The 26,958-nt window shown below is 37.5% G+C and carries 27 protein-coding genes, 22 tRNA genes, 2 rRNA genes, 1 pseudogene and 4 riboswitches; of the genes and pseudogenes, 4 read left to right on the plus strand and 48 right to left on the minus strand.

Annotation, left to right across the window (positions count from 1 at the left end):
• Positions 1-230: 230 nt before the first annotated feature.
• Complete coding sequence (locus M014_RS0117080; protein ID WP_026592821.1) at positions 231-1,532, plus strand: NCS2 family permease; 1,302 nt, start codon at positions 231-233, stop codon at positions 1,530-1,532.
• Between the two features lie 43 nt (positions 1,533-1,575).
• On the opposite strand, the gene M014_RS0117085 is transcribed toward M014_RS0117080, so the two are convergent.
• The 3 genes from M014_RS0117085 to M014_RS0117095 form a co-directional block, all read right to left on the minus strand.
• Complete coding sequence (locus tag M014_RS0117085; RefSeq protein ID WP_231503957.1) at positions 1,576-1,809, minus strand: hypothetical protein; 234 nt, start codon at positions 1,807-1,809, stop codon at positions 1,576-1,578.
• 84 nt (positions 1,810-1,893) lie between these two features.
• A complete protein-coding gene (locus M014_RS0117090) occupies positions 1,894-2,748 on the minus strand; it encodes a patatin-like phospholipase family protein (protein WP_026592823.1) in 855 nt (284 codons plus the stop codon).
• A gap of 125 nt (positions 2,749-2,873) precedes the next feature.
• Positions 2,874-3,335, minus strand: a complete 462-nt coding sequence (locus tag M014_RS0117095; RefSeq protein WP_026592824.1) for a MarR family transcriptional regulator — start codon at positions 3,333-3,335, stop codon at positions 2,874-2,876.
• 150 nt (positions 3,336-3,485) lie between these two features.
• Here M014_RS0117095 and M014_RS0117100 point away from each other — a divergent pair, with 150 nt between their 5' ends.
• Positions 3,486-4,694, plus strand: a complete 1,209-nt coding sequence (locus M014_RS0117100; protein ID WP_026592825.1) for an MFS transporter — start codon at positions 3,486-3,488, stop codon at positions 4,692-4,694.
• Between the two features lie 213 nt (positions 4,695-4,907).
• Here M014_RS0117100 and M014_RS0117105 read toward each other — a convergent pair whose 3' ends face one another.
• The 19 genes from M014_RS0117105 to tenA all read right to left on the minus strand — a co-directional run bounded on the left by M014_RS0117105 (position 4,908) and on the right by tenA (position 20,555).
• Positions 4,908-5,432, minus strand: coding sequence for a cupin domain-containing protein (locus tag M014_RS0117105; RefSeq protein WP_026592826.1), 525 nt, complete (start codon positions 5,430-5,432; stop codon positions 4,908-4,910).
• Positions 5,433-5,551: 119 nt separating this feature from the next.
• Positions 5,552-6,706 carry a KdpD-like non-kinase potassium sensor gene (kdpDN, locus tag M014_RS0117110; protein WP_170833698.1) on the minus strand — a complete coding sequence of 385 codons (1,155 nt, stop codon included), beginning with the start codon at positions 6,704-6,706 and terminating at the stop codon, positions 5,552-5,554.
• Between the two features lie 56 nt (positions 6,707-6,762).
• Positions 6,763-7,344 (minus strand): K(+)-transporting ATPase subunit C, encoded by a 582-nt coding sequence (gene kdpC, locus M014_RS0117115; RefSeq protein ID WP_026592828.1) that lies wholly within the window; start codon positions 7,342-7,344, stop codon positions 6,763-6,765.
• A gap of 18 nt (positions 7,345-7,362) precedes the next feature.
• Positions 7,363-9,453 carry a potassium-transporting ATPase subunit KdpB gene (kdpB, locus tag M014_RS0117120; RefSeq protein WP_026592829.1) on the minus strand — a complete coding sequence of 697 codons (2,091 nt, stop codon included), beginning with the start codon at positions 9,451-9,453 and terminating at the stop codon, positions 7,363-7,365.
• A gap of 13 nt (positions 9,454-9,466) precedes the next feature.
• Positions 9,467-11,134: a potassium-transporting ATPase subunit KdpA gene (kdpA, locus tag M014_RS0117125; RefSeq protein WP_026592830.1), complete on the minus strand. Its 1,668-nt coding sequence runs from the start codon at positions 11,132-11,134 to the stop codon at positions 9,467-9,469.
• Between the two features lie 19 nt (positions 11,135-11,153).
• The gene (gene kdpF, locus M014_RS27135) at positions 11,154-11,234 is read right to left on the minus strand and encodes a K(+)-transporting ATPase subunit F (RefSeq protein ID WP_000972378.1); all 81 of its coding nucleotides are present in this window, start codon (positions 11,232-11,234) and stop codon (positions 11,154-11,156) included.
• Positions 11,231-11,335, minus strand: a complete 105-nt coding sequence (locus M014_RS0117135; RefSeq protein ID WP_026592831.1) for a hypothetical protein — start codon at positions 11,333-11,335, stop codon at positions 11,231-11,233. The genes kdpF and M014_RS0117135 overlap by 4 nt, the downstream gene beginning before the upstream one ends.
• Positions 11,336-11,436: 101 nt before the next feature.
• Positions 11,437-11,582, minus strand: a riboswitch (cyclic di-AMP (ydaO/yuaA leader).
• Between the two features lie 263 nt (positions 11,583-11,845).
• Complete coding sequence (locus M014_RS0117140; RefSeq protein ID WP_026592832.1) at positions 11,846-12,076, minus strand: hypothetical protein; 231 nt, start codon at positions 12,074-12,076, stop codon at positions 11,846-11,848.
• Between the two features lie 16 nt (positions 12,077-12,092).
• Positions 12,093-12,491: a hypothetical protein gene (locus tag M014_RS0117145; protein ID WP_026592833.1), complete on the minus strand. Its 399-nt coding sequence runs from the start codon at positions 12,489-12,491 to the stop codon at positions 12,093-12,095.
• 96 nt (positions 12,492-12,587) lie between these two features.
• Positions 12,588-12,733, minus strand: a riboswitch (cyclic di-AMP (ydaO/yuaA leader).
• Positions 12,734-12,828: 95 nt separating this feature from the next.
• Positions 12,829-13,641: a bifunctional hydroxymethylpyrimidine kinase/phosphomethylpyrimidine kinase gene (thiD, locus tag M014_RS0117150; protein WP_026592834.1), complete on the minus strand. Its 813-nt coding sequence runs from the start codon at positions 13,639-13,641 to the stop codon at positions 12,829-12,831.
• A 16-nt stretch (positions 13,642-13,657) separates the two neighbouring features.
• Positions 13,658-14,677 carry a thiazole biosynthesis adenylyltransferase ThiF gene (locus M014_RS0117155; RefSeq protein ID WP_026592835.1) on the minus strand — a complete coding sequence of 340 codons (1,020 nt, stop codon included), beginning with the start codon at positions 14,675-14,677 and terminating at the stop codon, positions 13,658-13,660.
• Entirely contained in the window at positions 14,670-15,440 is a 771-nt protein-coding gene (locus M014_RS0117160; protein ID WP_026592836.1) for a thiazole synthase, read from the minus strand. The genes M014_RS0117155 and M014_RS0117160 overlap by 8 nt, the downstream gene beginning before the upstream one ends.
• A gap of 2 nt (positions 15,441-15,442) precedes the next feature.
• The gene (thiS, locus tag M014_RS0117165) at positions 15,443-15,646 is read right to left on the minus strand and encodes a sulfur carrier protein ThiS (protein ID WP_026592837.1); all 204 of its coding nucleotides are present in this window, start codon (positions 15,644-15,646) and stop codon (positions 15,443-15,445) included.
• A gap of 15 nt (positions 15,647-15,661) precedes the next feature.
• Entirely contained in the window at positions 15,662-16,771 is a 1,110-nt protein-coding gene (gene thiO, locus M014_RS0117170) for a glycine oxidase ThiO (protein ID WP_026592838.1), read from the minus strand.
• Positions 16,764-17,384, minus strand: coding sequence for a thiazole tautomerase TenI (gene tenI, locus M014_RS0117175; protein WP_026592839.1), 621 nt, complete (start codon positions 17,382-17,384; stop codon positions 16,764-16,766). Before tenI ends, thiO begins: the two co-directional genes overlap by 8 nt.
• A 10-nt stretch (positions 17,385-17,394) precedes the next feature.
• Complete coding sequence (locus M014_RS0117180; protein WP_026592840.1) at positions 17,395-18,396, minus strand: ABC transporter substrate-binding protein; 1,002 nt, start codon at positions 18,394-18,396, stop codon at positions 17,395-17,397.
• Positions 18,393-19,145: an ABC transporter permease gene (locus M014_RS0117185; RefSeq protein WP_026592841.1), complete on the minus strand. Its 753-nt coding sequence runs from the start codon at positions 19,143-19,145 to the stop codon at positions 18,393-18,395. The genes M014_RS0117180 and M014_RS0117185 overlap by 4 nt, the downstream gene beginning before the upstream one ends.
• A complete protein-coding gene (locus tag M014_RS0117190; protein ID WP_026592842.1) occupies positions 19,142-19,891 on the minus strand; it encodes an ABC transporter ATP-binding protein in 750 nt (249 codons plus the stop codon). Before M014_RS0117190 ends, M014_RS0117185 begins: the two co-directional genes overlap by 4 nt.
• Positions 19,860-20,555 carry a thiaminase II gene (gene tenA / locus M014_RS0117195; RefSeq protein WP_026592843.1) on the minus strand — a complete coding sequence of 232 codons (696 nt, stop codon included), beginning with the start codon at positions 20,553-20,555 and terminating at the stop codon, positions 19,860-19,862. The genes M014_RS0117190 and tenA overlap by 32 nt, the downstream gene beginning before the upstream one ends.
• A gap of 85 nt (positions 20,556-20,640) precedes the next feature.
• Positions 20,641-20,743: riboswitch (TPP riboswitch) on the minus strand.
• Positions 20,744-20,804: 61 nt separating this feature from the next.
• Positions 20,805-20,916, minus strand: a riboswitch (TPP riboswitch).
• Between the two features lie 789 nt (positions 20,917-21,705).
• On the opposite strand from tenA, the pseudogene M014_RS30185 reads away from it, so the two are divergent.
• A pseudogene (locus tag M014_RS30185) lies at positions 21,706-21,906 on the plus strand (M23 family metallopeptidase); the annotation flags it as partial.
• Between the two features lie 6 nt (positions 21,907-21,912).
• The gene (locus M014_RS0117205; protein ID WP_026592845.1) at positions 21,913-22,245 is read left to right on the plus strand and encodes a hypothetical protein; all 333 of its coding nucleotides are present in this window, start codon (positions 21,913-21,915) and stop codon (positions 22,243-22,245) included.
• 90 nt (positions 22,246-22,335) lie between these two features.
• Here the strand turns inward: M014_RS0117205 and M014_RS0117210 are convergent, their stop codons facing one another.
• The 26 genes from M014_RS0117210 to M014_RS0117335 form a co-directional block, all read right to left on the minus strand.
• Positions 22,336-23,487, minus strand: a complete 1,152-nt coding sequence (locus M014_RS0117210) for a DUF3965 domain-containing protein (protein WP_026592846.1) — start codon at positions 23,485-23,487, stop codon at positions 22,336-22,338.
• Between the two features lie 348 nt (positions 23,488-23,835).
• Positions 23,836-24,255 (minus strand): CBS domain-containing protein, encoded by a 420-nt coding sequence (locus M014_RS0117215; RefSeq protein WP_026592847.1) that lies wholly within the window; start codon positions 24,253-24,255, stop codon positions 23,836-23,838.
• A gap of 175 nt (positions 24,256-24,430) precedes the next feature.
• Positions 24,431-24,502: transfer RNA gene (locus M014_RS0117220), tRNA-Glu, on the minus strand.
• 1 nt (position 24,503) lies between these two features.
• A tRNA-Asn gene (locus M014_RS0117225) sits at positions 24,504-24,578 on the minus strand.
• Positions 24,579-24,581: 3 nt separating this feature from the next.
• Positions 24,582-24,658: transfer RNA gene (locus M014_RS0117230), tRNA-Ile, on the minus strand.
• A gap of 10 nt (positions 24,659-24,668) precedes the next feature.
• Positions 24,669-24,739 (minus strand) — tRNA-Trp (locus tag M014_RS0117235).
• A gap of 3 nt (positions 24,740-24,742) precedes the next feature.
• Positions 24,743-24,818: transfer RNA gene (locus M014_RS0117240), tRNA-Thr, on the minus strand.
• Positions 24,819-24,836: 18 nt separating this feature from the next.
• Positions 24,837-24,909 (minus strand) — tRNA-Phe (locus M014_RS0117245).
• Positions 24,910-24,919: 10 nt separating this feature from the next.
• A tRNA-Asp gene (locus M014_RS0117250) sits at positions 24,920-24,995 on the minus strand.
• Positions 24,996-24,998: 3 nt separating this feature from the next.
• Positions 24,999-25,075 (minus strand) — tRNA-Met (locus tag M014_RS0117255).
• Positions 25,076-25,099: 24 nt separating this feature from the next.
• A tRNA-Ser gene (locus M014_RS0117260) sits at positions 25,100-25,192 on the minus strand.
• A gap of 99 nt (positions 25,193-25,291) precedes the next feature.
• A tRNA-Ser gene (locus tag M014_RS0117265) sits at positions 25,292-25,384 on the minus strand.
• Positions 25,385-25,401: 17 nt separating this feature from the next.
• Positions 25,402-25,478 (minus strand) — tRNA-Ile (locus M014_RS0117270).
• A gap of 4 nt (positions 25,479-25,482) precedes the next feature.
• Positions 25,483-25,560: transfer RNA gene (locus M014_RS0117275), tRNA-Met, on the minus strand.
• A gap of 6 nt (positions 25,561-25,566) precedes the next feature.
• Positions 25,567-25,642, minus strand: a tRNA-Ala gene (locus M014_RS0117280).
• A gap of 12 nt (positions 25,643-25,654) precedes the next feature.
• A tRNA-Pro gene (locus M014_RS0117285) sits at positions 25,655-25,728 on the minus strand.
• 10 nt (positions 25,729-25,738) lie between these two features.
• A tRNA-Arg gene (locus M014_RS0117290) sits at positions 25,739-25,812 on the minus strand.
• A 3-nt stretch (positions 25,813-25,815) separates the two neighbouring features.
• Positions 25,816-25,904: transfer RNA gene (locus M014_RS0117295), tRNA-Leu, on the minus strand.
• Positions 25,905-25,920: 16 nt separating this feature from the next.
• Positions 25,921-25,995, minus strand: a tRNA-Gly gene (locus M014_RS0117300).
• Between the two features lie 30 nt (positions 25,996-26,025).
• Positions 26,026-26,106, minus strand: a tRNA-Leu gene (locus tag M014_RS0117305).
• Positions 26,107-26,120: 14 nt separating this feature from the next.
• Positions 26,121-26,196: transfer RNA gene (locus M014_RS0117310), tRNA-Lys, on the minus strand.
• A 4-nt stretch (positions 26,197-26,200) separates the two neighbouring features.
• A tRNA-Gln gene (locus M014_RS0117315) sits at positions 26,201-26,275 on the minus strand.
• Positions 26,276-26,287: 12 nt separating this feature from the next.
• Positions 26,288-26,371 (minus strand) — tRNA-Tyr (locus M014_RS0117320).
• A gap of 9 nt (positions 26,372-26,380) precedes the next feature.
• Positions 26,381-26,456: transfer RNA gene (locus tag M014_RS0117325), tRNA-Val, on the minus strand.
• A 4-nt stretch (positions 26,457-26,460) separates the two neighbouring features.
• Positions 26,461-26,576: ribosomal RNA gene (gene rrf / locus M014_RS0117330) — 5S ribosomal RNA — on the minus strand.
• A 102-nt stretch (positions 26,577-26,678) separates the two neighbouring features.
• Positions 26,679-26,958, minus strand: a 23S ribosomal RNA gene (locus M014_RS0117335); the annotation flags it as partial.

A 26,958-nucleotide genomic window follows, 5' to 3' on the forward strand; every position in this document is an offset into this window, starting at 1 on the left:
CGTATTTCAGCTCCTTTTCATTTCTCTTTCTTATGATGTACACAATGCTGAAAAGTACTTATACATGAAAAGCCGAAACATAAAAGTGTTGGTTTGATTAACATTCGAAATTAAGACATAAAATATGGATTGTTATAAACTTTTTTTACGAAACTCTTGCATTACACTTAAAAAACGAATATTATATATAACTGTTGTGACAATCATTCGTAAACAGAAAGGATGTTTATATGTTTAACCTTTCAAAACATAAAACTTCTATTAAAACAGAAATTATGGCTGGTATTATTACCTTCTTAACAATGGCATATATTATCGTCGTAAACCCAGTCATCCTTGGTGATGCAGGTGTTCCATTTGAACAAGCATTTACAGCGACAATTATTGCTGCTGTTGTCGGAACATTATGTATGGCATTCTTTGCAAATTTACCAATTGCAGTTGCACCAGGGATGGGATTAAATGCTTACTTTGCTTACTCAGTTGTAAAAACTCATGAAGGTATGACATTTGCAATTGCTTTCTCTGCTGTATTCGTAGCAGGTATGATTTTAATTTTGCTATCATTAACTTCTTTCCGTACAAAATTAATGGAAGCTATTCCTGAAAACTTAAAGCATGCCATTACAGCTGGTATCGGTTTATTTATCGCATTTATCGGCTTACGTCTAACAGGGATTGTTACGAAACACCCTTCGAATCTAGTTGGGCTTGGAGATCTTCATTCTCCGCCTGTTTTACTTGCATTAGCTGGACTTGCGATTACGTTAGTACTGATGTCTTTAAACGTGAACGGTGCATTATTTATCGGGATGTTATTAACAGGAATTATCGCTTACTTTACTGGACAATTAACGTTTTCAAACGGCGTTACCTCCCTGCCTGGTTTACCAGAAGGCGTAATTGTTTCTAATCCAATTACAGCAGTGTCTGATGTCATTCACTACGGATTATACGGCGTTGTCTTCTCACTCTTCCTTGTAACATTATTCGATACAACAGGTACACTACTTGGAGTTGCACAGCAAGGCGGCCTTATGAAAGATGGCAAGCTTCCAAATTCCGGACGTGCTCTTCTTTCCGACTCTATTTCAGCAACGATTGGTTCTATGTTCGGGACAACACCAACAACTGCTTATATTGAATCTTCTGCTGGTGTTGCGGCTGGTGGTCGTACAGGCTTAACAACATTAACTGTTGCGGTATTATTTGCAGTAACTGCATTCTTCGGACCACTTGTTGGTGCGGTATCTGGCGTTTCCGCTATTACAGCTCCATCATTAATTATTGTTGGTAGCTTAATGATGGGCGCAGTTCGTCACATTGATTGGGATGCATTTGATGAAGCTTTCCCAGCATTTTTAGTCATTTTAAGCATGCCACTTACATCAAGTATCGCAACAGGTATCGCGCTTGGATTCATCTCATATCCACTTATGAAAATGGCAAAAGGACAATTCCGTGCTGTTCATCCGCTTGTATACGTGTTTGGTATTTTGTTTGCTTATCAGTTGGTTTTCATACCACATTAATAAAAAAGCCTTGTTTCACAAAAGTTGTGAAACAAGGCTTTTTCTAATATTCCTTATTCATTTGTAATTCTTTACTATACTTCTGAATCAAAAACGAAGAAATAAACATCACCAGTCCCGCGCTAAAACCAATTAGTTGATCTAATAAAACTTCATCATGAATCATAAAGCGTAATAGAAATACTCCACCAAAAATAATCATTGCCAAATATCCAGTATACCGAAGTCCTTTATATACATTGTCCATATGGATCATTCCTTTAAATAATATATCCATATTATACCACATATTGAACCGTAATAGATTTTATATTCAATCTATTTCAAAAAACCAAAACCTCTTGAAGAGGTTTCACATCTATTAACTTTGTAAAAACGCCTGTAAATCAGCAAATTGTCTCTCTGCATCTTTATATCCTTGTTCATATAAATTTTGCAGTTTTTTTTGGTCTTTTTCCATTCGATCCACTTGAAGTGGTACTTCTGGACGAATGACAAATAGATTGCCAGCTAGCTCTTCTTTCTCAATATAATGAAGTGTCTCATTGTATACTTCATAACGAAATAGCATCGTATTGACAAGATTAGGATATTTCTTATAAGCCTTTGCTGCAATCCATCCAAATTTTGATTTTTTCTTAGAATATCCATGATTTCTCGTTAAAATAACAACTGATTTTTCACAGCCATCTTTTTGTGCTTTACGAACTGGAATTGGATCAGAAATTCCGCCATCCAATAATTGTTTACCACGGTAATTTACAACTGGTGCGATAAATGGCAATGAGCTAGAAGCCTGTAATAACGTCAATGCCTCTTCATTCGTACCTTCCTTTTCAAAGTAAACGGGCTCTCCAGTTTCACAATCTGTCGTTCCTACAAGAAAACGTCCTGGACTATTAAAATATATGTCAAAATCAAATGGGACATGCTTTTCTGGAATTTCACGAAAAATGAAATCCATATCAAATAATTGACGTTTTTTCCATAGATTCTTGTATGATAAATATCTCGGATGTGTTGCATAATCAATATTCACTGTTTTATTTCGATTTCTTTGTCTTGAAAGATACGACGCCGCATGGCACGCTCCTGCTGAAACACCAATAACATATGGAAAATATAAATCCTGTTCCATAAAGTATTCCAGTATTCCACCCGTATATACGCCGCGCATACCGCCGCCTTCTAATACTAAACCCGTATTTTCAAGCATTGTTTCCTCTCCTCTTGATACATATACTCTTTAACTATTCACATCGTTAAGTATCTCTTTCTATTATATATGAGTCTTTACAAAATCCATATTCAGAAGGCTTAATGCGAGCAAAAATTATTTCTCTACTTTTCTAAATGCGCTCCGACATCCTTTACAAATCTTTGAATCAATGATAATTCCGCTTCTGTATACTGATTCAAAAGGAGCAACAACTTCTCCTCAGCTTGTTGATGAAGTGTCTCATGTGCTATATAAATTTCATTCCCTTTATCTGTTAAACGGAAAAATATTTCTTTTTGATTATCTAGCATTTTCATCTTTTCAACAAATTGTTTATTAAACAGTTTTGTACAAATTTTAGAAATTGCTCCCTTTGTCATTCCCATATCTTCCGTAATCGCTGTCACATTCATTAAAGCTTTTGTTCCTATGCATTGGATTACGTGTAGTTCTGATAGAGACATACCGCTTACACCTGTCTCACGAAGAAAACGCTCATCATTTTCCCTCATATGCTCTTCTTTTTTATGAACAAGTGTACGAATATCCGAAAGTATTTCTATCTGCCTTAATGTACGGTCCAAATCAAATCCCCTCCATAATACTTTTTAAGTTTCCATAGAAACAATTTAAACTATACACCATTTTAAAATCATTTTTTTATCTTTACAAGTAAGAAAATAATGTTAAAATTATTTTAGTTTCCAAGGAAACTAAAATAAGGAGGTTTTACTATGAAACATTCATTATCTTCATCTAAATTAAAATCCATTTTATACATTGTTTGCATGAGTGCTCTATTAGGATCTTTCGCACAAAATATTTACACCCCTATCTTACCAATGATTCAAAATTCCTTTCACACCTCTCTTTATCATGCAAATGTAACTGTTTCAATTTTCACTTTTGTCCTTGCCATTATGCAGCTTATTTACGGACCATTCATTGATACAAAAGGTCGAAAATATATTTTGATCCCCAGCCTATTCATCAGTATAATCGGTGCCATTGGCTGTGCTTTCACAACAAATATTTACATATTTCTTATTTTCAGAGCCGTTCAAGCATTAGGGATAGCTGCCATTCCTATTGTAGCTGCCACTATTATCGGCGACTTATTTGAAGGGAAAGAACGCGGCAAAGCGATGAGTCTTTATCAAATGATACTTGCCCTCGCTCCTGCTGTAGGTCCTCTCATAGGTGGCTATCTTGGAAACATAAATGGTCACGTATCTATTTTCCTATTCTTATCTACAATTGGTGTATTCCTTTTAATTGCCAATATGACATTGCTACCAGAAACAAAACCCGCTATACCTAAAACGGCTAAAAAAGCAAATCATTATTGGAGTATTTTAAGAAATAATACTGGATTTTCTATCACGGTTATTGGCTTTATGCAGTTTTGTATTTATTTTTGTTTCCTCGTTTTTTTACCTAGCATACTCACAAATTTATTTCATCAAAATACAGGTGAAATTGGACTTATGTTTGTACCAATGTCCTTATTTATTATGCTAGGAAGTTATTGCTACAAGTTTTTACAAATATTACTCTCAACAAAACAGGCTTTACTTATTACTAGTTTTTTTAATATCGCATGCGTTATTCTATTCTCTTTCATATATCATATGAGTATACCAATGCTTATCGCGGCTACATCCCTATACGGTTTTAGCATGGGATTATCTATGCCAACTCATACAACTTTATTAACAGAAGAATTTATAGAAGAACGAGCAACTGCCATTGGAATCTATAACTTCATTCGTTATATTGGCATGGGTACAGGACCAATTGTAGGTGGTTTTCTATTATTTAATCAAAATTACTTTTGGATTTTCTTTACAGTGGCAATTCTTTTTCTAATCGTGGTGTTATATGCGATAAACAAGCTAGCTCCTCATCCTGCAAGAAACGCAGAAACTCAAAAGGCTAAATAACAGGCAAAAAAAGAATGTCTAAAAACAGCTCTTCAACTGCATTTAGACATTCTCTCTTATATGTAGTCTTGGAATACAGTTTGATTAAAAACACCTCACAAACTCTTATTTTAAAGTACATAAGAAGAATTCATTTTGAAAAAGTTGATCAAAATGAATTCTTCTTCAGATGATTTTATCCAAGATGATAATTTTTAATCGATGAATTATTAATTAGTAATAGCGGTGTCCTTCAGTAGACATGGCAATTGCTTTTGTTTCATGAACTGTACCATATGGATGCTCTGGCGGCGCATAAATAGCGTAAATTTTAAGTGGTATATTACCCATATTGGTTACATTGTGCCATGTTCCAGCAGGTATCATAATCGCATAACCATCATAGGCCATTTCTTGAAAATCTAATTTATCTTTGCTATCACCCATTTGAACAAGTCCCTGTCCTTCTTCAATACGTATGAATTGATCAGTTGTCGGGTGAACCTCTAAACCTATGTCATCTCCAACATTAATACTCATCAGCGTCACTTGCAAATTTTTCCCTGTCCATAAAGCGGTGCGGTAGGTATTGTTTTGCTTAGTAGCTTGGTCAATATTTACTACAAATGGCTTTGGTCCATAATCTGTTAATCTGTTGCTTCTGTAATAAGGATTCCAATTATAAATCCAATTGTTGTTACTCCAGTTTCTATACATTGGATTTTGCCATTGATAGTGATACCATGATTTATGGTACATATTCATGCTCCTTTCATGATTTCATTTATCTTTTATCCTATTCCATTTCCTAATTATGGGGATGCAAAATGGGGGAAATGGGCGTAATACATTATCAAACTTTATTTCAAAGAAACACTTTATCCTCTCTGATCAGCCACAATATGAATATCAATATGCTTCGTTTCCCTCATAATTTCATTGACAATTGATCCTTTTCGAATTTCTTCCCATCTTGTTCTTGCTGATTGGCCAAGTAAAATTTGTGTGACTTGCAATCGTTTCGCTACTTCAATAATGACATCTGCAGGCTTTCTTCCTTTCGCTTCTTCTAACAAGAAAGTAGCATGAAATTGATTCGTCAACGACTTCCACTCATCAATTGTTTGCTTTTTACTTGCCGATAAGGATTCTATATTTTCTCTTTCAACGTTGAATACATATAATTCAGCGTTTAATCGATCTGCCATACGCCAACCACGCCGTATTAATTTCTCTGCTGTTGAGCTATATTGCACACAAACGAGGATTTTTTCTTTTACACCTATTGGCTCTGTCACCGACTGACTCATTTTATCGTCCATATCGTCTGCAACTTCACGAAGAGATAACTCTCGTAAAGCTCCTAAATTATTAACTGTAAAAAAATTTTGCAAGCTTTGCTGAATTTTTTCTTCTTTATATATCTTTCCATCTATCAATCGTTTTCTCAAAACTTCAGGGGTCACATCAACAAGTTGAATCTCATTTGCTTTTTGTAAAATAAAATCAGGAATACGCTCTCGTACTTTTACATTCGTTATCTGCTCCACAATATCATGAACACTCTCTAAATGTTGAATATTAAAGGCTGATAATACTGATATTCCTGCCTCCAATAGCTCTTCTACATCCATATAACGCTTTTTATGTTTTGATCCAGGTATATTACTATGTGCCAATTCATCTACAACAACAACTTGGGGTGCTCGTTTTATAATCTTATCTACATCAAGCTCATAAAATATCCTCCCTTTATAACTCATTTCTTTTAAAGGGATTTTCTCTAAATCTGAAATTGCTTCTTCTGTCTCTTTTCTTCCATGTGTTTCAATTAAACCTATTACAATATCAATCCCCTCTTTTTTCATCTCTTGTGCATCAAACAACATTTTATAGCTTTTTCCTACTCCTGGAGCAGCACCTACATACAGCTTTAATTTCCCGCGATTTTGCTCTCGAATATACGCTAAATACTCCTCTGGCGTTCGTCTTTGAAATGTTGGTTTATAATCATCTGCATACATTACGCGCACAACCTTTCCTAGTAAACAGCAATACCCCAATCGATTAGATTGAGGTAGCAACGGTACTATTTCATTATTTTCTGTAACTCCAAATTTAGTTTCAAGACGTTTACACGATCCTCTCCAAATAAACCTAGTGCAGCGCCTTCTGTTTGATCTTTAATTAATTGATTCAGCTTTTCTTTCGTAATATTCGTTAATTTTGAAATACGATCAACCTGTACGTAAGCTGCCTCTGGGCTAATATCAGGGTCTAATCCAGAACCTGAATTTGTCACTAAATCCATCGGTACTTCTGTAACTGGAACAGCCCCATTTTTCTCCTTCCAATCCGCTACACTTTTTTCTACACGTTTTACTAAATCAGGATTAGATGGTGCATAGTTATTTGATCCTGATGCTTCTGCTTTATATTCTATACTAGAGACACGCCCATGAAAATAACGCGGGTCTGTAAAGTTTTGACCAATTAATTTTGAACCAATCACTTCATTTTTCTCATTATATATAAGACTTCCATCTGCATTATCCTTCATCACTGCTTGTGCAATTCCAGTTACCAGTAGCGGATATAAAAGCCCACATAGAACAAGAAATGTAAAGGTAACACGAATGACCGGTGAAAGTATACTTTGTTTTTTAGCCATCTTCTTTTCCCCTCTTCCTTATATAAACAGCCCTACAATTAGATCAATCACTTTAATCCCAATGAAAGGAACAATTACTCCCCCAAGCCCATAAATCAATAAATTGCGACCAAGTAATGCATTAGAACTCATCGGTTTATACGCAATCCCCTTCATTGCCAAAGGAATGAGCAGTGGAATGATAATTGCGTTAAAGATTAATGCTGATAAAATGGCTGAAAGCGGTGAAGTTAATTTCATTATGTTCAGTGCTTCCATTTGTGGAATTGCTAATGTGAACATCGCTGGGATAATCGCAAAATATTTTGCTATATCGTTCGCGATACTAAATGTTGTTAATGCACCACGCGTCATTAATAGCTGTTTCCCAATCCCTACAACCTCAATAATTTTTGTTGGGTTGGAATCTAGGTCAATCATATTCGCCGCTTCTTTCGCAGCTGTCGTTCCACTATTCATCGCTAATCCAACATCAGCTTGTGCTAGCGCTGGCGCGTCATTCGTACCATCACCTGTCATTGCCACAAGTTTTCCTTTATCTTGTTCTGCTTTAATAACTGCAATTTTATCTTCTGGCTTACATTCCGCAACAAATTCATCTACTCCTGCTTCTTTCGCAATTGTTGCTGCTGTTAATGGATTATCACCTGTACACATCACTGTTTTGATCCCCATTTGGCGAAGCTGTTCAAAGCGTTCACGCATACCAGGTTTTACAGTATCTTTTAAATAGATCAATCCATAAATGCGACTATCCACTGCAACTACAAGTGGCGTTCCACCTTCTTTTGAAATGAAATCTGCTTTTTGATTCAAATCTTTTGGAATCGTACCACCTTGTGCCTGCACCCACTCAATAACTGCATTAACTGCTCCTTTTCTTACTTTTGTCCCGTCAGGTAAGTCCACACCACTCATTCTTGTTTCTGCTTTAAATGGAACAAATTCACCTTGTTCTGCAAGCTCACTGTTGTATGATAAAGCTTTTGATTTTACATATTCAATTACAGAGCGACCTTCTGGTGTTTCATCTAACACCGATCCGAGTGCAGCCCATTTTCCCAATTGTTCGATCGTTTCATTTCCTACTGGGAGTAATGTATGTGCCATCCGATTCCCAAACGTGATCGTACCTGTTTTATCTAGAATAATTGTGTTAATATCTCCTGCAGCTTCTACCGCTTTCCCTGACATTGCTAACACGTTAAATTTCGTTACTCGGTCCATACCGGCAATCCCGATAGCTGATAATAAACCACCAATTGTTGTTGGAATTAAACAAACAAGTAGTGCAACAAGTACGGCTGTATCAATCTTAAACCCTAAATAATTTGTAAAAATCGGTAGTGTTACAACTACAATTAAGAAAATAAGAGTTAAACTTGTCAGTACTGTATTCAGAGCTATCTCATTCGGTGTTTTTTGGCGAGCAGCCCCCTCTACTAACGAAATCATTTTATCTATAAACGACTCACCTGGATTACTTGTAATTGAAATCGTAATTTCATCACTAACAACCATTGTACCGCCTGTTACTGAACAAAAGTCTCCACCTGCTTCTTTAATAACAGGAGCGGATTCCCCCGTAATAGCAGATTCATCAACTGACGCTAACCCTTTAATAACCTCGCCATCACTCGGGATCATTTCCCCTTGTTTTACAATTACAACGTCACCTTTTCTCAGTTCAGTCGCTGATACTTGAACGATTTTCCCATTTTCTTTTACGACGTTTGCAAATACATCTTTCTTCGATTGCTTTAGAGAATCAGCCTGTGCTTTCCCACGTCCTTCTGCTAATGCTTCTGCAAAGTTAGCAAATAAAACTGTAAATAATAGAATGAAAGAAACTGTTATATTAAACCATCCTGGTATACTACTAGAACCATTCGGAAGAAAGGATAAAATCAAAGTGATTATAAATCCAATTTCCACAACGAACATAATAGGGTTCTTTACCATTACTTTCGGATTCAATTTCGCAACAGATTGCTTCATCGCATGTTTCACAATATCACGATCCATTGTTTTCGCTTGTCTAACCTCATCTTCTACAACATGTACCCGTGATTGATTCACTTGTTTTTCTTTTACCACTACAGGTCTCATCATTTACCCTCCATTACTTCAATGTAAGAAATTCTGCAATTGGACCTAATACTAACATTGGGAAGAACGTTAACGCACCGACAATTACAATTGTCCCAATGAAAATTCCACCAAATAAACTATTATCTGTTCGGAATGTTCCGACTGTTTCCGGCACTATCGTTTTCTCTTTCAATGAAGCTGCAACAGCTAACATTGTAATTAAGCTGAAATAGCGTCCTAAAAACATAACTAAACCAGTAGTAATATTCCAAAACGGTGTATTATCTGCTAAGCCTTCAAATCCAGATCCGTTATTCGCAGCAGAAGATGTGTACTCATATACAACTTGCGTTAAACCGTGGAAACCTGAATGGGAAATTGCATCTGTTCCTAGATTTGTTGAAAGTGCTAAAGCCGAAAATCCTAAAATAAGCAATGGATGAAATAATATCGTTACTGCAATTAATTTCATTTCCTTACCTTCAATTTTCTTACCTAGAAATTCTGGCGTCCGTCCAACCATCAATCCAGATATAAAAACAGCAATAATTGCGTACATAATGATATTAACGAAACCTGCCCCGACGCCGCCAAATACTGTATTTAACATCATATTTACAAGTGGTACCAATCCACCAATTGGTGTTAACGTGTCATGCATCGTATTAACTGCACCTGTTTCCGCTGCTGTTGTTACAGTCGCATACAGTGAAGAAAAAACTGTTCCAAATCGTACTTCTTTGCCTTCTGTACTTCCTTGTACATGTTCTATACCCATTTGATTTAATGCTGGATTTCCGTGTAATTCTGATGAAACAATAGTTCCAAATCCAATTAAAAACACCATAAATAAAGAAACGAAAAGGATACGTCCTTGTTTTTTATTCCCAACCATTCTTCCATACGTAAATGGTAAAGCTGTTGGCAATAACATCATGAGCATCATTTGTAAAATGTTACTGATTTGTCCTGGGTTTTCAAATGGATGCGTGGAGTTGGCCCCGAAGAATCCACCACCATTATTACCAAGTTCCTTAATGGAAACAAATGAAGCTACAGGCCCACGTAAAATATTTTGTTTCACGCCTTCAATCGTGTGTGCTGTAACCGCTCCGTCTAAAGTTTGCGGTACACCAAGCGCAACAAAAATCAGCGCTGCCACAAATGCAATTGGAAGGAAGACCCTTGTTAGAGCTCTTGTAAAGTCTACGAAAAAATTGCCAAGTTCCTTACCTGCTAACCCTCTTATAAAAGCCATTACAAGCGCTAATGTTGTTGCCGGTGCAGCAAACATTAAAAATGTAATTCCGATTAATTGTGATAAATAAGATAATCCATTTTCACCGCTATAATGCTGCAAGTTTGTATCTGCCATAAAGCTGATTGCTGTATTAAAAGCAAGCGTTGGCTCCATGCCTTCAATATGTGCTGGGTTTAACGGTAATACACCTTGTAACCTGAAAATGAAATATACGACAACAATCATAAAACCGTTAAGTGCAACTAATGATAATGCATACTGTTTCCAAGTTTGATTGTAATGCTTAACACCCGTAACTTTGAAAATAAGCTTTTCAAAAGGTCCAAATACTTTATCTAGTTTTCTACTACCTTGAAAAGCTTTTTCTAAATAAATCCCCGTTGGCTTTGCTACAAGAATAAATAATAGCATTGTGATGACAACTGCAATCCAAATCATAATGAATGATTCCCCCTAATTAAAACTTTTCCGGATTTAATAGCGCATAAACTAAATACACAGTAATCGCTGCGACAATAACTGATAAGGCAATCATCATGATTGCTTCCCTTCTTTCACAACTTTATCTGACCAGCTTGCAAGCCCTATCATAGATGCTACTAATACAACAAAGATTCCGATCATCACTACATCTAGCATTCCAATCCCTCATTTCAAAATGTTAAATTTTACCATTTAACCATCAAAAAAAGAACACTGAGGCTCTACTCAGTGTTCAAAAATGAACAACACAAAAGTAAACCTCCTCTCCAAACGCTTACGAGGTTAGCTGTCGGATTCGGGCCTAAAGAGTAGCCCTACTTTCTTAATGAAAGATTCACCCCAAGTGACAATGCACAAAATTGGTTCCCCCGCTCCAAATACTTGGACTCAGCGATATCAGGTTGTTTTTGGAAATTTTTATAAACAATTTATGAATGTAAATATACTCCTCTATATTTAACTTGTAAAGAGGAGTATTTCCTAAAATAAGAAAAAATTCAATTATTTAAACGCTTACATTGGTTAATATTAATATTTTATCACCTGTTTCCTTGTCTTTTCTTTCTTTTTCATGAAAATAATCTTTTAAATATGAAAGAAAAAGAGCGAATTCATATAAGTGCCTAGCTTATTGCACTTAATCATTCGCTCTTTTTCATTCAAAATTTACCCTCTTCGCAAAAATGCACGTAAACTTCTTCCTCGAATATAAACTTGTGACAGTTCTACACGTACCTGCTCATATTCGATAATATCCGTTTCCAAATACAAACTCTCTTCTGATGGCAATATCATATATGGGTTTGGAAAACTAAGATCTAGCGCAGCCAATTCTTGAACTCGCTCTACTGATACCGCCCAACGATGTGCTATATCTCCAAGTAATAACACCTTCATCTTCGCTTCCTCCGCCCTATTCAAAAAATAAAAAAGAAATATTATCACAGTTCGTAAACACTACAAATTTAGCTCCAATTGTTTGATAGAGCCTAACTGGATAGCTTTTATTTCTTGTGACAACTGTAATAGGCGCTTGAAAAAAAAAGCGAATCCGTTCAGTGAAAAAGCTAACTGTTGGAAGTTCATCTCCTAGCAAGATTACTTTTTTGATTCCGCTACAAATGCTCGTTATATTTAGTTCCTTATCACAGCAATACGTTGATTCAAATCCACATGCTCGTACTTCATCTGCTACATGTTCATCTACTGTAAAAATAATCATATCACTTTGAAAAGGTACTAATTCTCGCAAACTATTTACCTTTTCCTCTTCTCCTACACAAATGAGTGTTAATTCTTTTTCCTCATCCATGCATTTCATCCCCCTTAGTATAAAAGAATTCCAATATAGTAATTTAATATTCTTTTACACTAATCAGATCGGTGAAGCGATGTGTCCATCCGTGCACCATCCCCTCTCAACACGCTTACGAAGTTAGCTGTCGGATTCGGACTTTGAGAGTAGCCCTACTTTCACCATGAAAGATTCACCCCTAGTGCTTATGCACGGTTTGGTTCCTCCGCTCCATTATCCGGACTCAGCGTTACAAAAAATAGATTCTGGCTGATATAATACTCCTAAATATGGAAAAAGTAAACAATAAAAAAAGCCAGTTATACAACTGGCTTCCTCATCAAATTTCGAATGTTTATGCATGAGTTTCTTGACGTTTATATGCAAAGTGATTCGTTGGTCCATGACCGCTTCCAATATTTAATCGCTCTTCAATTGCTATACTAATAAATTGTTTCGCTTCCCATACTGCTTCTTCCATTGTATATCCTTTTGCAAGCCCTGCCGTCACAGCAGATGCAAATGTACAACCGCTACCATGTGTTTGTTTAGAATCAATTCGTTCGCTTTTAAATTCAATAAACCGCTCACCATCAAATAATAAATCAATCACTTCGCTACCTTGATAATCCGCATGCCCGCCTTTCATAAGAACATATTTCGCACCTAGTCTATGCAATTCTTTTGCAGCTTCTTTACTGTCTTGGGTGTTGTGAATTTCCATCTCTGTTAATACCTCTGCTTCCGGCACATTCGGAGTGACAACTGTAGCAATGGGCAATAAATATTCCTTTAATGCTTGCACAGCTTCCTGTTGTAACAATGATGCTCCACCTTTTGCAATCATCACAGGATCTAGTACAATATTATTCCAGCCAAACTTTTTAATATTTTCTGCAACAACTTTGATAATTTCACTACTAAATAGCATACCAAGCTTAACAGCATCTGGTGTTAAATCTGCACCAATTGAATTTAATTGCTCTCGGATCCCTTCGGTTGCAACCGGATATACCCCGTGCACGCCGAGCGTGTTTTGAGCTGTAATAGCAGTAATCACTGTCATTCCATATACACCAAGCTCCTGAAATGTTTTTAAATCTGCTTGAATCCCAGCACCGCCGCCACTATCAGATCCAGCAATTGTTAATGCTTTATTCACTTTCATCTCACTCACCCTTTTTCTATCCAAAATAACGATGATAAATTGTTTTTGCTTCTACCATATCTTTCGTTCCATGTACGAGAACACGGCCGTCTTGAAACGCAACCAGTCTCTTCCCTTCAACTGAAAATGACAATAAATATGGATTCACCATTAAATCTGCTACGCGATCACGTAATAGCTCTTTATATCGCTCAAAATCTAGTTGTTCTTTATAAGGCGGTCTAATTTGAACCGTATTTCTCCCACATAAAACTGCAGTTTTCGATGTATTCTCTTTATTTAAATATGGATAGAGCGCTTCCTTACTACATGATGGACAATTATGTTTTCGAAGTTTTTGCACCTTCATACATGAATATTCGTTTTTCCATACATCAAACGATACAAGCCCATCCCGAAGCGATTCATAATCTTCTACTAAAATTTTCAGAGTTTCTGTAACTTGATGAGAAACAACGAGAGATACAGCAGGTGAAATGATACCTACTGTATCACATGTTGCTCCGCCAAGCGGAATAGATTGTAGTAAACAAGATAGACATGGCGTTTTTCCTGGTAAAATCGTATAAGAAAGGCCATAACTTCCTACACACGCTCCATAAATCCATGGAATAGAATATTTTTGCGATATATCATTAACAATAAAACGTGTTTCAAAATTATCAGTCGCATCAATCATTACATCGACATTTGCAACAAGTTCTTCTAATTCTGCTGCTGTTACATCTTGAACAAAAGCTTCTACAGTTACATTGCTATTAATCTCTTGCAAGCGCCTTTGTGCTGCTATAGCCTTCGGAAGATTATTTTTCACATCCTCCTCACAATACAGCTGCTGACGTTGTAAATTGCTCCAATCAATATAATCGCGATCCACAATCGTCACATGGCCAACACCAGCCCTTACAAGCATCTCTGCGTTCGCACTACCAAGTGCTCCCGCGCCGATAATTAATACATGTTTTTCTCCTATCTTCTGTTGCCCTTTTTTTCCAATTGGAGAAAATAACTCTTGGCGAGAATATCGATTATTCAACTACGCTCATTCCTTCTAACGGGCTACTTGCTGTTGCGCAACGTTTACGTGCAATACGTCCTGCTTCAAACCCTAAACGTCCTGCATGAATACCTAGCTTCATTGCTTCTGCCATTTTAATAGGATCTTTCGCGCCAGATACAGCTGTATTTAATAGCACGCCATCCGCTCCTAATTCCATCGCAAATGCTGCATCAGCTGGGCTCCCTACACCAGCATCCACAATAACCGGTACTTTTGCTTGTTCAATAATAAAACTTAAGTTTAATGGATTTACAATTCCAAGTCCTGAACCAATTGGTGATGCACCAGGCATAATCGCATGAACGCCAAGTTCTTGTAATTTACGTGCTAATACAACATCATCAGATGTATAAGGAAGAACAATAAATCCTTCTTCTAACAACATTTCAGATGCTTTTAAAGTCTCCACTGGATCTGGTAATAACGTTCTATCATCACCAATCACCTCTACTTTTACCATGTCACAGAGCCCTGAAGCTTTTGCTAATTTCGCAATCCGAACTGCTTCCTCAGCATTTTTTGCCCCTGCTGTATTTGGAAGTAATGTATACTTTTTCACATCAATTTTTTCTAATAAATTGGGTTGCTGTGCATCAAATATATCCATACGACGTACCGCAAATGTTAAAATCTCTGCCTCTGATACTTCAATTGCTTTTCTTTGCACATCATAATCAGAAAATTTCCCTGTTCCTAATAAAAGTCTAGAATTGAATGTAAATGGTCCAATGTTTAACATAATCAACCGCCTCCTACGAAAGTTACAATCTCAATTTGGTCTCCATCAAAAACAGATGCACTTTGATGATCTTCTTTTGTTAAAATATCTGTATTGCGTTCTACTACAACAATCTTTGTATCTAATCCTAAATGCGTAAGCAATTCTGCTACCGTCTTAATACTTTCTGGCACCTCTACTTGCTTACCATTAATTTTTAAATTCAAACTTCCATCCCCTTTCTAAACCGTTTTAGAAAGCAATGAGTCTAGCAAGTGATTCCCTTTCTTTCCTTCTATTAAATCTGCCATATATTGACCAGAAACAGGACTTAATAAAATTCCATTTCGGTAATGACCAGTACAAGCATATAATCCCTTTATTTCTTCATGCGCCCCCATATAAGGAACCTCATGATTAGATTGCGGGCGTAATCCCGCCCATGCACTTTCCCATTCGGCTTCTTTCAAAGCCGGCAAGATGGTATAAGCACGTTCTAATATCGAAGTAATACTTTCTGGTCGCACAGACTTATTAAACGTATGGGGCTTCATCGTTGCTCCAATTACATAGCGTCCACCACGTTTTGGCGCGATATAAAATCGCTCTTGGAAAATAGGAGATTGCAACAATGGTTTACGGCTCTTTACAGCAACAACTTCTCCTTTTACAGGATATGTCCCCCACTCTTTATCAAAGTGATGAAGAAGTTTTGTACTCCATGAACCACCGGCAATTACTACCTTTTCACATGCAATCATACCTTCATTCGTAATGATTCCTTCTACTCGGTTGTTTTCTATTTTGATATCAAATACTTCTGTTTCTTCATATATATCAGCACTAGAAATGGCTGCAGAGTGTGCAAACGCCTTTGTAAGTTCCGGTGCAATAACATGACCGTCTTTTGGATAATATACAGCGCAGGTGATCGATGAAGAGAGAAAGGGCTCTTTTTCATGCAGTTCATTTCCTGTCAGAAAATATGATTCTTCACCTGTTTTCTGTTGCCAGTTCATAATATCTAGTATTCTTGTCTTCTCATCTTCATTTTGGGCAATACGGTATATCCCTTTCTCTTCATATCCAATATCAATACCCGTTTTTTCACGTAAAGCTTTAGCAAGTTGCGGAAATATTGCACGGCTTTTTCTAGCAAGCTCAAATAGCGGATCGTACGCATCCCATTCCGCCTGTACACCAAGTAAACCTGCCGCTGCCTTAGAAGCTTCAGACGCAATCCTTTGTTTCTCAATAATTGCAACTTGGTATCCTCTTTCTGCTAGAAAATGTGCAACTGAACTACCCATTACACCACCGCCAATAATGGCTACATCATACTTCTTACTCATGATTTTCCGCCCACTTTCTTATTGTTTCCTTATACAATCTTGCTTTCTCATATGGATTACGATCGCTTACAATCCCAGACATAACAGCAATACCACTCACACCAGTTCTAAGTACTTCTACTGTATTTTTTGGTGTGATCCCTCCGATAGCTGTAATCGGTATCGTTAATCGCCTTGCCATATCTGAAATTTCTTCTAGCCCCCTTGCCGGAACACCCTTCTTACAATCTGTTGGAAATACATGACCATACACAAGGGAATCTGCACCGTTTTTGAAAGCTGTTATCGCTTCTTCTAAAGAATGCACAGAATAACCAACATGCAAATAAGAAAATCTCTCCTTAACTAACCTAACATCAGCACTTCGATATCCCAATTGTACGCGAGGGATGTGTAATAGAATCGCAATATCAATTCGATCATTCATCACAAGTTTAGATGCGGGAAAGCCTCTTTTTAAAAGACTTTCCACACCTTCATATAACTCTTTCGTATTTTTTTCCCGCTCACGAATATGCAAATAATCAATCTCACTCTCAATTTGCATCGCTGCATTCGCTAACTCTTCGAATGTCATCTGACCATTTGAGATAACATGGAGTTCGTCTGTCATATTCACTCGCCTACTTTAAAATGTTTTCAAATAATTCATTGGCAGGAACGATTTCTTTTGTCATTCCTTTTTCTTTCAGCCATTTATTTTGCTGTTCCCATGATTCTTTCGTATCTGATAAAAATGGCTCATCTTTCGTTTCCATTTTCTCTAATAAAATTTTCATGCTTTCTTTTTCAACTTCTGGTACAAGTGGGAAATTTTCTTTTTCTTGATGATCTAATAAAATACCCAGTGCTTCATCTGGATTTTTCTTCATGAAGTCATATCCTTTTTTCGCACCACGTAAAAATGCTTGCAATGCTTCTTTATCTTTTTTCAATGTTTTGTCACCTGTTACAAAAACAAGCTCATGATAATTTGGCACGCCATATTCAGCTGGGTTGAAGTACGCTGGTTCATGGCCTTGATGACGCATAACAGGAACTTCATGGTTAATATAAGCTCCAGTAACAGCATCTACTTTTTTCGTAATTAGCGCTGGTACTAAATCAAATCCGACATCTACTACTTTTACAGTATCAGGATTACCACCAGCTTCTTTTATCATCGTTTTTAAATATGCTTCACTTAAAGGTGTTCCAGAATAACCAACTGTTTTACCTTCTAAATCTTTTGGTGAATTGATTCCCGCCGATTTTAGCGATACAACATGATTTAATGGTGAGCGAACCACAGCTCCAATTGATTTCACTGGAATTTGTTCATTTGCTTTTGCCATAACAACATCTGGTTGATAATATAAACCGACTGTTACTTTTCCTGCTGCTGCTAATGTTAATGGATCTGTTGGGTTAGAAGGAAATTTAATATTCACCTTTACTCCTTCTTCTTTAAAGTATCCCTTTTCAATCGCCGCATAAATAAAACTATGCACTGCATTTGGATACCAATCGAGCATAACCGTTACTTCTTTCTCAGTCTTTTTCTTCTCTGATGCTGAATTACTAGAACATCCTGCAATCATTGCAACTAATAATGTAAACACAAAGATGCGTTTAAATAATTTCATGAATGTTTCCTCCAACTAATGAATTTCTTTTCTAATATAGAAACAAGTAATACAAATAAAATGGCTAGTAATGATAAAAGTACAATCGGTGCAAACACACCAGCTCCATCTAACTGCGTCATCATTCGTTTACTAAAGTATCCTAAACCAGCTTGTGCCCCAAGCCATTCACCAATTGCCGCTCCAATTACACTAAGCGGAACAGCAATTTTTAAAGCAGAGAAAAAGTACGGAAGTGCAGATGGCAACTTTAACTTTAGAAAAATGTCTTTTTTCGTTGCACCATATGTTACTAAAAGCTCCTCCCACTCCTTTTTCGTGCTGCGCAATCCATCATACGTATTTACCGCAATCGGGAAAAATGTAATCAAAACCGTAACAACTACCTTGCTCCAAATTGAATATCCAAACCATAAAACAAATAACGGTGCTAATGCTGTAATTGGAATTGTTTGTGAGGCAACTAGCAACGGATAAAATGCTCTTTCCACCCATGTACTAGCATTCATTAACATCGCTAAGCCAACACCCAGTACGACGGAAATAACAACTCCGATTAAAACTACATATAAAGTCGCTGGCAAATGAACAGTGAATAATATGTCACGCAGCGCCCATAGTTTAGCTAGAATTGCAGTTGGCGATGGTAGAATATACATCTCATCTACAATTCTAGCTCCCACTTCCCAGGCTACGAGCAGTATGCTACTCAAAATCAGTGCAGGTAATAACTCCATCACACGTTTCATACGAGCACCTGCCTCTGTAGCATATTAAGCAATTCATCTTTTAAAGCTAATATTTCAGGTTTATGCAAATCTTTTCTTGAGCGATCAATTTCAAGAGGAACGATACGCTCTGTTAAAGTTGTAATAGGCTGCTCTGTCACAACAAAAATCCGATTGGAAAGAAACAGCGCTTCCTCTACATCGTGCGTAATAAATAAAATGGTTTTTTGCCACTGTTTCCATTGTTCAAACAACCATTCTTGCAACGTTGCTTTCGTTAATGCATCTAATGCGCTAAAAGGTTCATCTAACAATAAAATGTCCCCGCCTGTTAATAAAGTTCGAATAAAGGATACTCGCTGCCGCATACCACCTGATAAATCTTTCGGATATTTGTTCTCGTATCCTTGTAAACCAAATTGTTCTAACAGTTCGCTTGCCTTAAGATGCGCTTCTTTTTTCTTTATCCCTTGACACTCTAATGGCAATGCCGCATTTTCAATAATCGTCCTCCACGGCAGAAGCATATCTTTTTGTGGCATATATCCTACAGGATGACTCGTTGTTTCTGTCAGTTGAATGGTTCCAGCCCCCGCATCTTCTAAACCTGTAATTAAACGAAATAATGTACTTTTGCCACAGCCACTCGGTCCAATGATGCTAACAAACTCTTTTTCTTGTACAGATGCATCTAGGCCCTTTATAATTGGCTTTTCATCATAATGAAAAGAGACATTATGAAACCGTAGTATGCTCTTGCTCCTCAAAACCCCACATCTCCTTACGGTACGCCATATCCCAGAATAAATACTCAAATCGGCTGGAATATAAGAAAATTTCTTCTAATCGAGCTAACTCTTGTTCAGACTTTCCTTCAGCTAGTTCATTTAACAAATCTATTAGCCACGTGCAAAGACTTCCATACTCTTTTGAGCTATATCCTTGAATCCATTCACCGAAAAATTCGTGATCTCTTGCTCCCTGAATATCATTTAAACGTTTTCCAATTTCCCAATAGCTCCACATACATGGAAGAAGCGCCGCAATTAACTCCGCAAGCGTACCATTTTGAGATACTGACATCATATAGTTTGTATACGCTAAATTTTTAGCAGACGGCTTTGCCTCTTCCATCTCTTGAATGGAAATACCAAGACGTTTTGCATACTGTTTATGAATCGTCATTTCCCCATTTAATATGCCATCTATTTGTTCTGCAAACTTTGCCATAACTTGTGGATTATTTGCTTTCACAACGCCAATCGCATATAGTTTTGCATAATCTAGCAAATATAAATAATCTTGTATGATATAATATTGGAATTTATCTTTTTCTAACGTACCGTCCCCCATTCCCGTTACAAACGGGTGATTATGACTTTTCTCCCAAACAGGCTGCACAGTCTCAAATAACCTCTCACAAAACTTCATTTATATTTCCCCTTCCTTTACATCTATTTATCCAAATAAAAAACCACTCCTATATAAGAAGTGGTTACAGCAAATAAAGATACATTTATCCGTCGTTCCACTTCCCTTCGCTAGTATTACCTAGATCAGGTCCGTAAGGGTTAAGGATTATTCCTCTCTCAGCACATAAAGCACCCCTAGTGGTTTCTACTATTAAATTGTTAAATAAAAAAGCCCCGTTTCTTTACGCAAAGAAACGGGGACTTGTTGTCAATGTCCAAGTTGCTTCCCTACGCTAGCATAATCTAGATCAGGTGATTAAAGGATCAAAGACTTACGGTCTTACTCTCAGCTGGCAACACCAGCTCTCCTAGCACAATATGAAATTACCATAGTCAGTATAACACTGTCATGGGTCATCAGCAACTGTTTTCATTTATTACAACCTCATTCATGATTAGCGGTCTAATCTTTACAACAAGGCTCTACGTTCCACTTATGTAAAATATAATACATAAATATTTATATAGGTATGAATTAACATCGGCCTATAATAGTTACAAAACGATTTTTCAACATATACGTTGCTGCTATGAAAACAAAAGAAGACCCACTCTCATTTTCTCTTTCTATTTTAACTTGGCATAAGGCAGAAAAAAGCGCCGACTGCCTCTATATATGAGCAGATTTTCTCCCATACCTAAAAAACTTCCCTTTCGTTTTTTAATTCACATTTATATATTGATTCAGAAAATAGCAACTATCTCTTTATCCATATTCTAATAGTTATTTATCTGTTATTCTTGTAGTATATTTCGATTCCATTAAAAAACGGTTATTTTTTCTTGTTTCATATTACAGTTATGTGAATAATGCACAAAGTATTATATCTTTATACTATAATAAAAAATATATTAATACATCTATGGGGGGCTAATATTAGATGAAACAGAAAGCTACAGCTTTAACGGCAACTACTGTCGCAGTCACATCTCTACTTCCATCCATAAATCAAGTAGAGACACGCACTGTAGCATCTCAGCAATTGCCTACAAAAAACACTCAATATATAAAACTCAATTCAAAAATACCCTATTCTAATAATAAAATGAATACAAGAAATAATTCTAACTCCATAAAAGCAACAAATATTTCATTTACTAAATCTACTAAGCTATATACAACCGTTTACGCTCATATGAAAAACCGTTCCGTACAAATTGGTGATCAACTTCAAACCAAACAATTATTAAGACATATGGGAAATACAGGCCACTCATTTGAACAGCATCTCCATTTTGAATTACATAATGATGAATGGAATTTTGAAAAAATAAACGCAGTAAATCCACTGCATTATTTAGTTCGGTAATATTATATGCCACGTAATATCCCTTTAGTAATTGAGTATTTGGCTTTTCTGGGTTTAATCTGTTGTTTAGTAATTTACAATACTAACATTGTTTTTTTGAGTATTGTTATCTTGTTTGTTGCTATCGAATCTTTGATGGAAGCATTCAAAATCCGACTAAAGAAACAAATTTCTCATATATATACTGCATTTATTATTATCGGCGGTTTAATAACAAATATTATTTATAGCGGTTTTCATATTGCTGCGATATTCCCTGTATTTTTTATCGCAGTGCTACTTATTATTTCCCAATATATTTACACTCCTGATTACCGTAAAAAACAACAAGAAGTTTAGAACATCCTTCTACATTTACGACTGAAAAAGGGATCTCACTTTGAAGTGAGATCCCTTTTTCATATATTCATTATCTTGAAAAACGTTTCTTTATCCACACGCATATCGTTCATAAATAAAACTTAAATTATACTTCTTCTCTAAACCCATTCGTTGTTCATCATCGCACCAGTAAAATAAAATATCGTGAATCGTTGCATAACGCTTATTTTTTAGAAATTGTTTAATAAATGACGGTAAACAATCATGTAATTGTATAAATATATAATTTCGCAAGATTTCTTCTTTATATTCAATTCCCTTACAAACATACATCAACTCTTCACAATAATATGCATGTTGCGGAACTTGAATCATTTCAAAAAATGGTACGTATGATAATAGTTTTCCAATGAAATGCTCGTATTGATTCATAAACTCAAATGACATGTACTCCATCATTTCCTTCATTACATAAAGATAGTCATCCACATGTGTGGTCTTTAGCGGATTAAGACGATCAGAAATTTGGGCAATTACTGCCCTTTGGCATGCAACAACAGCACGACTTGGTCCATAATATGTTAAGAAATCCGTACACTTACGATACTTTTTTAATAAATCATATATGTATAAGTCATAAACATATGTATTACAGTATATTGCTAAATTCATCATTTCTTGATCTAATTCTTCTTTGGACAATAATTTTGCCTGTTTGCAAACACAAAAAAATGTAAGTTCCATTACTTCCTTATGAGACAATAGCTTTTCACATTTTTCAGTACATTCTTCATTAAATTTAATTCTTTCCCATATCATTACATCTTCATTTTCTAATTCACCGATTCGATACTTTACAATTAAGTAGTTCCACGCCACAACCTGTGTTAAAATGTCCCACACTTCGTATTCCATAGATGTATGTACGAATTCATCTAATTTATGATTCATCATAAATGTATAAGCTTCTTTATACCAACCAATTTTCTGACATAAATGAACAATACGAACTAAAGTTGGTATTTCATCCTTATGAAACTGTGGTAAGTCCTTCACTTTATCCATTCCATATAGGATAAACGGAACCAGGTTTTCTTGTTTATAAAATTCTTTTTCTTTCCAGGCTAAAATTGTCCGCTCTTTTCCTTCGCCTTTTGGATGATTTGGTACAAGTAAAGAAAATAAATCCGCAAAATTATTTGGTTCCACATAGACATCTGTAACCAAATTCCAATTGGGGTTGCTCTGTACATCCCTCATATCATTTCCCCTCCATTTCTATTTATATATGAAATCTTCGATGACTTACTAGATAATTAAAATGCTATATATATTAATATATTCAAAAACCCTTATGAAACTTATATTTATTATTATATCATTTTTTAACATAACAAAAATTAGTAACGAACATCATTAACCAAATTTTAAATGGACGTAACATTTGTCATTATTTAAATATACTCCGTTAAGTGTATATATCTATGAATAACATGTTGGATACGTTTTAATAACAATATAGTCTTATTCGTATTATTAATAAAACGTATCCGATTTTACCTATTCCCTAGCATCTAAATATACTGTATTTCAACCCACACCTACACTTTATTCTGTATGCTCAGAAATCTCACTTAAAGCTACCCCTGCCTGATCATCAGCTTTTTCTGCTATTGCTAAATCACCTAGTGCTAACATCCCAACAAGCTCGCCATTCTCAACTACAGGTAGCCTTCTAATTTGATGCTGCGCCATCAACTCCGTAGCCTTTTCAATAGAGTCATCAGGAGAAACGGACACGATTCCTGTAGTCATGATATTTGTAATTTTATTAGAACCAGGATGTTTCTCAGCAATTCCACGAACAACTAAATCACGATCAGTGACAAGACCAACCACTTGATTGTTCTCTACAACTGGAATCATTCCAATGTCTTCTTCTTTCATTTTCACAGCAGCTTCATATACATTATCTAGTGGTGTACATTGTACAATATCAGTACTCATAAATTCTCTAACTGTTGTCATGTAGCTCTATTCCCTCCTTTTTATACATACTATAGCTTTTCCAAATTCCCTTTATTTATTTCATAATAAATAGAGGAATTTTAGATTGATGATATCGTATATTAGAAAAGAACAGAATTCTCACATGATGTTTTTCACAAGAAAAAAGAGCCAGCTAATTGCTGACTCTTTTGTATGACCCGTACGGGATTCGAACCCGTGTTACCGCCGTGAAAGGGCGGTGTCTTAACCACTTGACCAACGGGCCATGGCTCCGCAGGTAGGACTCGAACCTACGACCGATCGGTTAACAGCCGATAGCTCTACCACTGAGCTACTGCGGAATATGGTGGGCCTAAATGGACTCGAACCATCGACCTCACGCTTATCAGGCGTGCGCTCTAACCAGCTGAGCTATAGGCCCATATTTTCTACAGGGGCAGTAGGAATTGAACCCACACCGGAGGTTTTGGAGACCTCTGTTCTACCTTTAAACTATGCCCCTAAGTGGTGCCGGCTAGAGGACTTGAACCCCCAACCTACTGATTACAAGTCAGTTGCTCTACCAATTGAGCTAAGCCGGCTTTCCCAAAAAAAAAAGATGGCTCGGGACGGAATCGAACCGCCGACACGAGGATTTTCAGTCCTCTGCTCTACCGACTGAGCTACCGAGCCTTTATGTAAATGGCGGTCCCGACCGGGGTCGAACCGGCGATCTCCTGCGTGACAGGCAGGCATGTTAACCACTACACCACGGGACCATTTGGTTGCGGGGACAGGATTTGAACCTGCGACCTTCGGGTTATGAGCCCGACGAGCTACCAGACTGCTCCACCCCGCGACGATATCATATTCTTTTCTTAAATGGAGGAGGTAGAGGGATTCGAACCCCCGCGCGATTCTCACCGCCTGTCGGTTTTCAAGACCGATCCCTTCAGCCAGACTTGGGTATACCTCCATAAAAAAATCAACTAAATCTTTTATTCATGTCTATATGTTTTATACAGACCATTTAACAATCTATTAAATCAAATCCTATCTCATTTTACAATAAAAATGGAGGAGGTAGAGGGATTCGAACCCCCGCGCGACTCTCGCCGCCTGTCGGTTTTCAAGACCGATCCCTTCAGCCAGACTTGGGTATACCTCCAGAGTATTTACTTTAAATGGTGGACCTTGTAGGACTCGAACCTACGACCGGACGGTTATGAGCCGTCTGCTCTAACCAGCTGAGCTAAAGGTCCTTTATGGTAGCGGCGGAGGGGATCGAACCCCCGACCTCACGGGTATGAACCGTACGCTCTAGCCAGCTGAGCTACACACGTTGAGCTTTGGTGGAGCCTAGCGGGATCGAACCGCTGACCTCCTGCGTGCAAGGCAGGCGCTCTCCCAGCTGAGCTAAGGCCCCATGTTTAAAATATCGGGAAGACAGGATTTGAACCTGCGACCCCCTGGTCCCAAACCAGGTGCTCTACCAAGCTGAGCCACTTCCCGTTAATAAAAGCGCGCCCGAGAGGACTCGAACCCCTAACCTTTTGATCCGTAGTCAAACGCTCTATCCAATTGAGCTACGGGCGCATATGGTGCCGAGGGCGGGGGTCGAACCCGCACGGTGGTCACCCACCGCAGGATTTTAAGTCCTGTGCGTCTGCCTGTTCCGCCACCCCGGCATGTCATATTGAAAATTGGAGCGGAAGACGGGATTCGAACCCGCGACCCCAACCTTGGCAAGGTTGTATTCTACCACTGAACTACTTCCGCAAGACATGTTATGAGATATTTTATTAAAAGTGCGGGTGAAGGGAGTCGAACCCCCACGCCAAAGGCGCCAGATCCTAAGTCTGGTGCGTCTGCCAATTCCGCCACACCCGCATATTTTTTTAAAATGGTGAGCCATGAAGGACTCGAACCTTCGACCCTCTGATTAAAAGTCAGATGCTCTACCAACTGAGCTAATGGCTCTTAATGGCTGGGCTAGCTGGATTCGAACCAGCGCATGACGGAGTCAAAGTCCGTTGCCTTACCGCTTGGCTATAGCCCATTAATTAAGAAATGGTGGAGGGGGGCAGATTCGAACTGCCGAACCCGAAGGAGCGGATTTACAGTCCGCCGCGTTTAGCCACTTCGCTACCCCTCCGACATTATATGGTGGAGGATGACGGGATCGAACCGCCGACCCCCTGCTTGTAAGGCAGGTGCTCTCCCAGCTGAGCTAATCCTCCATTTGCCTGGCAACGTCCTACTCTCACAGGGGCAAGGCCCCAACTACCATCGGCGCTAGAGAGCTTAACTTCCGTGTTCGGTATGGGAACGGGTGTGACCTCTCTGCCATCATTACCAGACTTTATTCATTTGAGACAATCATTATTATACTTGATTCATTTAAAATGTCAACAAGTTTTTTTATGTTCTCTCAAAACTAGATAACGTTTGCTTCATATTATATGGTTAAGTCCTCGATCTATTAGTATTCGTCAGCTCCACATGTCACCATGCTTCCACCTCGAACCTATCAACCTGATCATCTTTCAGGGATCTTACTAGCTTACGCTATGGGAAATCTCATCTTGAGGGGGGCTTCATGCTTAGATGCTTTCAGCACTTATCCCTTCCGCACATAGCTACCCAGCTATGCCCTTGGCAGAACAACTGGTACACCAGCGGTGCGTCCATCCCGGTCCTCTCGTACTAAGGACAGCTCCTCTCAAATTTCCTACGCCCACG

The sequence above is a fragment of the Bacillus sp. UNC437CL72CviS29 genome, from assembly GCF_000482345.1.
GTDB lineage: Bacteria > Bacillota > Bacilli > Bacillales > Bacillaceae_G > Bacillus_A > Bacillus_A arachidis.